The organism is Luteimonas sp. GW821-FHT14E02, assembly GCF_058803905.1.
The window spans coordinates 1-9,983 of sequence record NZ_JBXAPK010000015.1 but is presented as its reverse complement, the minus strand read 5'-3'; the positions used below and the strand labels follow the sequence as shown (position 1 = coordinate 9,983).

The window sequence follows — 9,983 nt, the reverse complement described above, 5'->3', positions numbered from 1 at the left end:
CTCGAAGCCGGACGTCTCGAAGCCGGACGTCTCGAAGCCGAACGCCTCGAAGCCGAACGCCTCGAAGCCGAACGCCTCGAAGCCGAACGCCTTGGCGCCGAACTCGCACAGGCCTCTCTCGTTGCCGCCGAAGCGGAACCGCTGCAGGACGAGGACCAGGACGCCGGGGACATCGTCCTGGAGGCACCGCCGGAGCCCGAAGCATCCGTCGCCTCGGATCAGGACGACCTGCTGGACTTCACCGACCTCGACGCCGAACTCGTCGATCTCTTCGTCGAGGAAGCCGGCGATCTGCTCGATCACGCCGACGGCCTGCTCGCGCAGTTGCGCGAGGCGCCTGGCGAGCGCGAACCGGTGATTGGCCTGCAGCGCGACTTGCACACCCTCAAGGGCAGCGCGCGCATGGCCGGCATCATGGCCGTGGGCGATCTGGGCCATGCGATGGAATCGCTGCTCGAGGCGGTGGCGGAACAACACCTCGAGCTCGGCAGGGGCGGTGTCCCGCTGCTGGAGCGCGGTTTCGATCGGCTCCACGCGATGATCACCCGCATCGGCGCGCATCGCACGGTGGATGCGGAGCACGCGCTGATCGACGAATTCAATGCCCGCGCGCTCGGTCATGTCGCGGAGGAATCGACAGCGGCTGCACCGGAGCCGCAAACCGCGCTCAAGCCACTCTCGGCGCCGATCCGGGACGATGCCGCCGAGGACGAAGGTGTCACCACGCGCGCGCCGCAGGAGCAGGTGCGCATCCGCGCCGATCTGCTGGATCGCCTGGTCAACTACGCCGGCGAGGTGGCGATCTATCGCGCCCGCCTCGAACAGCAGTTGGGTGCGTTCCGCGGCGCCATGGGCGAAATGGCGCAGACCAACACGCGTCTGCGCGATCAGTTGCGCCGCCTCGATATCGAAACCGAAGCGCAGATCATCGCCCGCTACCAGCGTGAGCATGAAGTCAGCGACGCCACCTTCGACCCGCTCGAACTCGACCGCTTCTCGACGCTGCAGCAGCTGTCGCGCGCGCTGAGTGAGTCGGCGGCCGACATGTCGAGCTTGCAGGGCACGCTCGACGACCTGATCCGTCAGTACGAAACCCTACTGCTGCAACAGTCGCGCGTGAGCTCGGAGCTGCAAGAAGGCCTGATGCGCACGCGCATGGTGCCATTCGACGCCCTCGTGCCGCGGCTGCGCCGCGTGCTGCGCCAGGCGGCGTCGGAAACCGGCAAGCATGTCCAGCTCAAGCTCGACGGCACGCAGGGCGAACTCGATCGCAACGTGCTGGAGCGCATGACCGCGCCGCTCGAACACATGCTGCGCAACGCGGTCGCGCACGGCCTGGAAACGCCGGCGCGTCGGCGCGACGCGGGCAAGCCCGAAGAGGGCACGGTCCGCATTGCGATGCGTCGCGAAGGCTCGGAAGTGGTGCTCGAAGTCGGCGACGACGGCCGTGGACTCGATCGCGATGCGATCCGCCGTCGCGGCGAGGAGCGCGGCCTGATCCGCGCCGACGCCGTGCTCAGCGATGGGGATCTCAACGTACTGATTCTGGAATCGGGCTTCTCCACGGCCGACGAAGTCAGCCATCTGGCCGGCCGCGGTGTCGGCATGGACGTGGTGGCGAGCGAAGTGCGCCAGCTCGGCGGCGCGCTCGACATTGCTTCGCGGAATGGCGAAGGCACGAGCTTCACCCTGCGCCTGCCGCAGACGCTCGCCGTCACGCAGGCGGTCTTCGTCAAGATCGGCGAGACCAATTTCGCGGTACCGATCGCCTCGGTGCGTGGTGTCGGACGCATCTCCCGCGACGCCTTCGAACAGTCCAGCGCAAGTTATCGCTACGGCGACGAGGACTATCACGTCCACGATCTCGGCCAGCTGATCGGGCAGCCACCGGCGCGCGCCGAAGGCCAGTTGCAGATGCCGCTGCTGCTGATCCGCTCGGGCGAATTGCGCGCGGCGATCGCGGTCGACCAGATCGTGGGCAACCGCGAGATCGTGGTGAAGCCGGTCGGTCCGCAGGTCGCTTCGATTCCGGGTATTTTCGGCGCCACCATCATGGGCGACGGCGGCGTCGTGGTGATCCTCGACATCGCGCCGCTGGTGCGCCGCCAGGCCGTGCAGCCGCGCGACACCAAACCGGCCGAGCCGGCGGCGGTCGCGCAGCGTGTGCCGCTGGTGATGGTGGTGGACGACTCGGTCACGATGCGCAAGGTCACGGGCCGCATCCTCGAACGCCACAACTTCGAGGTCATGGTGGCGCGCGACGGCATCGACGCATTGGAGCACATGGTCGAGCGCGTGCCCGACCTGATGCTGCTCGACATCGAAATGCCGCGCATGGACGGTTACGAACTCGCGATCCAGATGAAGAACGAGCCGCGCCTGCGCGATGTGCCGATCGTGATGATCACCTCGCGTACCGGTGAGAAGCATCGCCAGCGCGCGCTCGAGATCGGCGTGGAACGTTATCTCGGCAAGCCGTACCAGGAGAACGAGCTGGTGCGCAACGTCTATGAACTCCTCAAGCTGCAACGGCACGACAATGAATGAGCAACCGAATACTGCAGGGGCGTTCGGGGGGCATGCCGGTGGCTCTGCCGATGCCATTCGTGGCGAGATTGCCTCGATCGTGAGCGCTCCGCTCCAGCCGCCGTCCGCGCTCGGGCCGGACGCGCACGAGCCGATGGCCCGCGCGGGCGCCACCGATCCGATCCGCGTGGCGCTGCTCGCATCCGCGGGCGAGGCGCGCGACCGCTTGGGCGCCGCACTCGCTGATGCGGGCGCGCAGGTGACGCTGGTCGCCGATCTGGCCTCGATCGATACCGAGCAGGTGAGGGCCGCGGAGCCGCGCGCAGTGCTGGTTGCGCTCGAGCCGGCGGCCTACGATGAGCTGGATCGCTTGTACCAGCTGCTGGCGGATCCGTCGCTGATCGTGATTTTCGAAGAGGCCGAACTCGTCTCGCATCGCGTGGGCTGGGATGCGGCGCGCTGGATACGCCATCTTGGCGCCAAGCTGCGTCGTCACGGTGAAGTGTTGCCTCCGACGCTCGGAAGGCAGGAAGAGGAAACGCAACTCCCGGAACGCATGTCGCAGGATGCGGTTGCCTTTGTCGGCACGATCGACACGGTCGTAGCAGAAATGCCGCCGCCGGAAGAAGCGGCGCCTGTCGAAATCACCAGCGCGATCGTAATTCAGGAAGTGATCGAGTCGCCGGTGGCGGTCGCGGTAGAGCAGATGGACGCGACCGGAGTTGTGGAGCAGGCGACGCAGGATGATTCGGATCAGTCCGTCATCGTCGGTGAGATCGAACTGTCGGCGCCGCTCGAATCGCCGGTGGTCGTCGAGGATCAATCGGCGGCGATCGAAGTTCCGGATCCGGTCGAGCTACCGATGGTGGCCGCGGAAGATCAGGAGCAGACGGTCGATACCATCGAACTGGCGCAGGATGATGCCGATCGCGCCGAGATTATCGACGTGGCCGCGGCCGTCGAGCAGCCGCAAGTCGATGAAGAGATTGTGGAGTTGTCGGCGGAAGCTGAGCCGGAGCCGAAGACAATTCTGGAAGCGGCGAACGTCGAGGAATTGGAGTCCGTGATCGAGTTCGACGCACTGGAAGCCGTCACGCCGCGCTCCGATTTCACGCCATTGCCATTAGTCGATGTCGATGCCTTGTTCGCATCGTTCTCCGAACCGGCGCCGCAGCGTGAGCCGGAGGTGGCGCGGGATCAGGCGACTGCCGGCACGCCGCAACAAGCGCCGGTCGAAACGGTGGAGGTCATCGACAGCAGCCAGTGGGCGCTGGTCGATGATGACGAGGCGCCCGCACAGTCGCCGCCTGTCGCCGAAGCAGAAGCTCCCGCCGATGCCGCGCATGAACTTGAAGTCCTGGAAGAACGAATCTCAGGGCTGTCACTCGCCGACACCGATAGCTACGGAAACGGGCCGCCACGCGGCGCGGTGGTGGTGGAAGCCGGACTCGGCGGGCCCGATGCCGTGCGTCAGTTGCTGGCTGCGCTTCCGGAAACGTTCGCACGTCCGATCCTGGTGCGACTGCAATTGGACGGCGGCCGCTACGATCGCCTCGTCAGGCAGATGGAGCGCGTCGCGAAGCTGCCGGTCGCGCTGGCCGCGTCCGATCGGCCAGCGAGCCCGGGGACCGTGTATTTCATGGCGCCGGGACTCTCGCTGCAGCGGAAGGGAATGGAACTGTCGTTCGTCGATGGCGCTCCCGATGCGCCGTCGGAATTTCTGGCCGCGCTGCCGGGCGAGGACTCGGCCCATCTGTTCCTCAGCGGCAGTGATCCCACACGCATCGACAGCGCGATGGCGCACATCGAGGCGCGTGGCCTGGTCGCGGCGCAGACCACGGATGGCTGCTACGACAGCACCGCGCCCGCCGCGTTGATCGCGCGTGGTGCCGTCGCCGGAACACCAGCCGAACTCGCCGCCCGTCTCATCGAGCGCTGGCCTTCCTGATGAGCACTGCGTACATGACCGCTTCAGGCCAGGACATCCGCGGCGTGCTGATCCAGGTGGAGGGCGCGCGCCTGCTGCTGCCTAACGCCAGCATTTCCGAAGTGCTGTCGTATGCGACGCCCGAACCGATCGACAGCGCGCCCGACTGGCTGCTCGGCCGCATCCGTTGGCGTGGCTGGTCGGTGCCGCTGGTGTCGTTCTCCCGTTTCGCTGGCCTGGCGGAGGAGAGCGGAAGCCTGGCCAACAAGGTGGCCGTGCTGAAGGCGCTCGGCGGCAACGCAAGGCTGCCGCATTTCGCGTTCCTGACGCAGGGATTCCCCCGGCTGGTGACGGTGACGCGCCAGGCGTTGCTGGAGGACGGAAACGATCTCCCGCTACCTCCAGGCGTGCGGATGCGCGTGCATCTCGGCGATGACGCAGCGTTGATCCCGGATGTCGGCCATGTCGAGGAAGCGATTCGGGCCGCGACGGATTCCGGGAGTGTGGCGCGCGTCGGAGTCTGATCTATCCGAATGACAGGGAAGTGGAATGCGGTCTTCATCCGGCGAGTACTTCATCGCGCTAGATCATGTGCGTGCGCTGGCCATGTTCGTGGCCTTCGCCTGGCACTTCCTGCACGGCCCGATTGGGCCGGTCCCGCACGACTACACGCCGGCGGTGTTTCCCCTGGCCTTGCTCGACGAGGGGCACACCGGCGTCGCCATCTTCATGACGCTGAGTGGTTATCTCTTCGCCAAGCTGCTGGATGGCAAGCGCGTCCGCTATGGCACCTTCTTCTGGAATCGCTTCATCCGCCTTGCGCCGCTGCTGATCGTGGTGGTGGGCGGCATCACCCTCTACCGGTATTTCACTGATCGCGATTTCGGCATCTACCTGGCGATGATCAAGCGGGGATGGATCGAGCCGACGCTGCCCAACGGCGCCTGGTCGGTGGTGATCGAGATGCACTTCTACCTGCTGTTGCCGATCGTCCTGTCCCTGTCCAGGCGTTCGCCGTGGTGGCTGCCGCTGATCGTGTTGCTGGCGATCCTGCTGCGCCTGTTTCTGTACGACGCCCGCGGCGAGGTCCAGACGCTGAGCTATTTCACCCTGATCGGACGCATTGACCAGTTCATGCTGGGCATCCTGGCCTTCGCATTGCGGGATCGTTTCCGCGGCAGGCACTGGCTGGCGGGCGTCGTGGCTGTTCTGTTCCTCGGGTTCTACTGGTATTTCGACAGCATCGGCGGGTTCACGCTCAATCCCGCCTATCCGTCCACGAGCCCGCTCTGGATCGTGTTGCCGACCGTGGAAGGGCTGGCGTACGGGATTCTGATCAGTTACTACGACAGCAGCCATCAGCCGCGCAGCGACGGGATTTCAGGATGGCTGGGCCGATATGGCGCCTATTCGTACTCCATCTACCTGCTTCATTTCTTCTTCGTGTACAGGATGGCGGCATTCATCCATACGAGGATCATGGATATTTCGAATTTCTACATCGCCTGCGCGTGGCTGGTCCTCTGCTATGCGCTGATGCTTCCGGTCGGCTATCTCAGCTACAGGTTCCTGGAGTTGCCGTTCCTGAAATTCCGGAGGAAATACCTGTTGCAGGTTCACCAGCCGCCTGTCGTTCAAACGGTTCCCACCGGCGAAGCGTGCAATGAGGTGGTGGCGGCCCGCCCGCGGGAATAGGCCGCTTCCGTCGGTGATCGGTACCGCTCAGGGCAGGGACGGGGAGAGATCCCCGAAATGCGATTGCAGCGCGGCGATGGCGGCGATGCCGGCGGTTTCCGTGCGCAGGATGCGCGGGCCCAGACGCAGGCCGGTGAAGCCGGCCTCGGCCAGGGACGCGCGGTCGCGCGGCGACCAGCCGCCTTCCGGGCCGATCGCGATCACGATGGGGAGATCGGTGGATGCCCGCAATGAACGGATCGAATCTCGCGCATCCGGATCGAGCATCAGGCGCGGGCCGTCGGCCGGCAGTGCCGACAATGCGGCAGCCAGGCTTTGCGGCGTCGCGACCTCGGGCACGCGCGCGCGCCAGCTCTGTTCGCAGGCCGAGATCACCACGCTGCGCCAGTGCGCGAGCCGCTTGTCGGCGCGATCGGCGTCGAGTTTCACCTCGCTGCGATCGCTGCTGACCGGCACGAAAGCGGCGACGCCGAGTTCGGTTGCCTTTTGCAGGATCCAATCCATCTTCTCGCCGCGGGCGATGCCTTGCACAAGCACGATGCGCAGCGGCGATTCATTGGTGACATCGCGCACGGCGACGATCTCGACTTCGGCGCCGCGCTTGTCCGCGGACAGGAGGCGCGCGTCGTAGTCGCGGCCTTCGCCGTTGAACAACACGCAAGTGTCGCCGACGCCGAAACGCAGCACGCGCACCAGATGCGCCGCCGCGCCTTCCGGCAGCGCAAGCCGCATGCCGACGGATAGCGAGCCTTCAACGTAAGCCCGGTTCACGCGCATGCGACAGTCTCCCGGATGGCATCCTGCGTGGTTTGCGCGAGCAGTTCCAGCTGCGCATCGTCGATGCAATACGGCGGCATCCAGTACAGGATGTCGCCAAGCGGCCGCAGCAGGACGCCGCGTTCGAGCGCGACGCGGTAGGCGCGCAATCCGATACGCAGCGCCGGGTCGAACGGGGTGCGCTTGTTGCCGTCACGAGTCAGTTCGAAGGCGACAATCATGCCGGCCTGGCGCACATCCGCCACGTGCGGAAGCCGGGTCAGTGGCGCGGCGAGCGCCGCCATTCTTGTCGCGGTGTGCTGGTTGCGCGCGAGCACGTCGTCGGATTCGAAGATGTCGAGTGAGGCCAGCGCCGCCGCGCAGGCCAGCGGATTGCCGGTGTAGCTGTGCGAATGCAGGAAGGCGCGTTCGCGGGAATCGTCGAGGAAGCCGTCGTAGAGGGTCTGCGTCGCCAGCACGGCGGCGAGCGGCAGGAAGCCGCCGGTCAGCCCTTTCGAGAGGCAGAGCAGGTCGGGCATGACGCCGGATTGCTCGCTCGCGAACAGCGTGCCGGTGCGGCCGAAGCCGACGGCGATCTCGTCGGCGATCAGGAAGATGCCATGCACGTCGCACAGCTCGCGGGCGCGCTTGAGGTAGACCGGGTCGTGCATGCGCATGCCGCCGGCGCATTGCACGCGTGGTTCCAGGATCAATGCGCAGATTTCCCCCGCGTGTTCGTCGAGCAAACGCGCCAACGCATCCGCCGCGTCCTCCGCGCAAGCGGCCGCGTTCTGGCCGCTGCGCGCCAGATAGGCATCCGGTGAAGGCGCGAACAGCGCTTCCGTCAGCAGCGGCGCGTAGACGCGGCGATACAGGGGAATGTCGCCCACCGACAACGCGCCGAGCGTTTCACCGTGATAGCCGTTCTCCAGCGCCACGAATTTTGTTCGACGCGGTTCATCGCCGCGATTGCGGAACCAGTGGAAGGCCATCTTCAACGCCACTTCCACGCCGGCCGAGCCGTTGTCGGCATAGAACACCTTGGACAACGGCGCGCGCCCGGCCTGGCGCGGCGCCAGGGCGAGCAGACGTTCGGCCAGTTCCACCGCCGGCGGGTGCGAGCAGCCGGCGAGAATCACCTGTTCCAGCGTGCGCGCCTGCCGGGCGATGGCTTCGGCGATGCGCGGTTCGGCGTGCCCGTGCAGATTGGTCCACCAGCTGCTCACCGCATCGAGCGTGCGGCTGCCGTCGTGGCCGATCAGCCAGGCGCCGTCGCCGCGCGCCACCGGCAGCAGCGGTAATGTGTCGGGGTGCTCGCGCATTTGCGTGCAGGGATGCCACAGCACGGCCAGGTCGCGCGCCCGCCAGTGGCCGGGGTCGTTTAGAATCGATGCATCGTGAGGACTCTTTTCCATATGCCGATTATCGCCTCTGCCGGCACGGAGCGCCGCGCATGAGTGAACGCCGCCTGCCCACCATCCATGCCATCACCGAGCAGGAAGCCGGGCCGTACAAGATGGAATTCCTCGACCTGGAGTTCGGCAACGGCGAGCGCCGCCGCTACGAGCGTTTGATGGGGCGGGGCCATGGCGCCGTGGTCGTGGTGCCGATGCTGGACGCGGAAACGGCATTGCTGGTGCGCGAATACGCCGCCGGCGTGCATCGCTACGAGCTGGGCCTGGTCAAGGGCCGCATGGATGCCGGCGAGACGCCGGAGCAGGCCGCCAATCGCGAGCTGATGGAAGAAGCGGGCTACGGCGCGCGATCCCTGCGGGTCCTGCGTTCGATCAGCCTCTCGCCGGTCTACATGAACCACCAGACCCATCTGGTGCTGGCGCGCGACCTCTACCCGCAGCGCCTGCCCGGCGACGAGCCGGAGGAACTGGAAGTGGTGCCCTGGAAACTCGCCGATCTGCACGAATTGATCCTGCGCGAGGATTTTTCCGAAGGCCGCTCGATCGCGGCCCTGTTCATCACACGCGAATATCTGGCGCACCATGACCACGAGTGAAACCCTGGACGATGCCCTGCGCGAAGGCGTGATCGCGATCGCGCACGAGGCCGCGGCGGCGATCCTGCGGGTTTACGACACCGCGTTCGATGTGGAGCGCAAGGCGGACGACAGTCCACTGACCGCTGCCGATCTGGCCGCGCATCGTTGCATCGTCGAGGGGCTGGAGCGGCTGACGCCGGAGATTCCGGTGTTGTCGGAGGAATCGGCCGAGGATGTGCCGTCCGTCGTGCGCCGCAGCTGGTCGACGCTATGGCTGGTCGATCCGCTCGATGGCACGCGCGAGTTCGTCAAACGCAATGGCGAATTCACCGTGAATATCGCGCTGATCCGGGAAGGCGAGCCTGTGTTTGGTGTGATCCAGGCGCCGGTCACCGGGCAGTTGTGGCATGGCGAGCGTGGGCGGGGCGCGTTTCGGCGTGATGGTGAAGCCGGTGACGTTCGGTTGCAGACGCGGCGGCCGGCGGTCGCGCCGTTGCGCGTGGCCGGGAGCCGATCGCATCGGGATCCGCGCAGTGATGCGTTCATGGCGCGGATCGGTGAGGTCGAGCCGGTGGCGCAGGGGTCTTCGCTCAAGTTCTGCCGGTTGGCCGAGGGCGGGATGGATGTGTATCCGCGCTTCGGGCCGACGAGCGAGTGGGATACGGCGGCGGGGCAGGCGATTCTGGAAGCGGCCGGTGGTGTCGTGATTGATCCGCGGGGGCGGGGGTTGCGGTACAACCAGCGGGATACATTGCTTAATGGGGATTTTGTTGCGTTGGGGGATTCTGCGTTGCCATGGCGTAATTGGCTGGGTTGAGTTTTATTCGTCATTCCCGCGAAGGTGGGGTTTTCAGCAGTCGTATGGCTGGTCATCCATGGACGTTGTTTTGGCTCGTCATTCCGGCGGAAGCCGGGTTTTTAACAGCCGAATGGCTGGTCATCCAGCTATTTGCTTCATCGTCGTCCCAGCGAAAGCTGGGATCCATTTGGCTTTTGCTGTTGCTTGTGCAGATCAAAAGCGTTTCGTCCGCTACGCGGCCGAGTTCATTTCTTTTGATAAGCGTCAAAAGAAACGAACCAAAGAAA

General features: G+C 65.8%; 9 protein-coding genes. 6 read left to right on the top strand and 3 right to left on the bottom strand.

The window, feature by feature from the left end; translation table 11 throughout:
- The 4 genes from AC1RNP_RS18500 to AC1RNP_RS18485 form a co-directional block, all read left to right on the top strand.
- Positions 1–2,547 (top strand): response regulator (locus tag AC1RNP_RS18500; RefSeq protein WP_493052771.1); only part of this gene is annotated, 2,547 nt, incomplete at its 5' end.
- A gap of 79 nt (positions 2,548–2,626) precedes the next feature.
- Positions 2,627–4,474 carry a chemotaxis protein CheB gene (locus tag AC1RNP_RS18495; RefSeq protein WP_493052770.1) on the top strand — a complete coding sequence of 616 codons (1,848 nt, stop codon included), beginning with the start codon at positions 2,627–2,629 and terminating at the stop codon, positions 4,472–4,474.
- A gap of 14 nt (positions 4,475–4,488) precedes the next feature.
- On the top strand, positions 4,489–4,977 hold the full coding sequence (locus AC1RNP_RS18490; protein ID WP_493052769.1) for a chemotaxis protein CheW: 489 nt from the start codon (positions 4,489–4,491) through the stop codon (positions 4,975–4,977).
- Between the two features lie 25 nt (positions 4,978–5,002).
- On the top strand, positions 5,003–6,148 hold the full coding sequence (locus AC1RNP_RS18485; RefSeq protein ID WP_493052768.1) for an acyltransferase family protein: 1,146 nt from the start codon (positions 5,003–5,005) through the stop codon (positions 6,146–6,148).
- A 27-nt stretch (positions 6,149–6,175) separates the two neighbouring features.
- On the opposite strand, the gene AC1RNP_RS18480 is transcribed toward AC1RNP_RS18485, so the two are convergent.
- Entirely contained in the window at positions 6,176–6,925 is a 750-nt protein-coding gene (locus AC1RNP_RS18480) for a 16S rRNA (uracil(1498)-N(3))-methyltransferase (RefSeq protein ID WP_493052767.1), read from the bottom strand.
- On the bottom strand, positions 6,916–8,319 hold the full coding sequence (gene bioA / locus AC1RNP_RS18475) for an adenosylmethionine--8-amino-7-oxononanoate transaminase (RefSeq protein ID WP_493052766.1): 1,404 nt from the start codon (positions 8,317–8,319) through the stop codon (positions 6,916–6,918). The genes AC1RNP_RS18480 and bioA overlap by 10 nt, the downstream gene beginning before the upstream one ends.
- A 38-nt stretch (positions 8,320–8,357) precedes the next feature.
- Between bioA and nudE the strand changes: the two genes are divergently transcribed.
- Together nudE and cysQ are read left to right on the top strand one after the other, a co-directional pair.
- Positions 8,358–8,915 (top strand): ADP compounds hydrolase NudE, encoded by a 558-nt coding sequence (gene nudE, locus AC1RNP_RS18470; protein ID WP_493052765.1) that lies wholly within the window; start codon positions 8,358–8,360, stop codon positions 8,913–8,915.
- Positions 8,902–9,714: a 3'(2'),5'-bisphosphate nucleotidase CysQ gene (cysQ, locus tag AC1RNP_RS18465; RefSeq protein WP_493052764.1), complete on the top strand. Its 813-nt coding sequence runs from the start codon at positions 8,902–8,904 to the stop codon at positions 9,712–9,714. The genes nudE and cysQ overlap by 14 nt, the downstream gene beginning before the upstream one ends.
- Before the next feature lie 52 nt (positions 9,715–9,766).
- Here cysQ and AC1RNP_RS18460 read toward each other — a convergent pair.
- On the bottom strand, positions 9,767–9,983 hold a 217-nt coding region (locus tag AC1RNP_RS18460), incomplete at its 5' end, for a hypothetical protein (protein WP_493052763.1).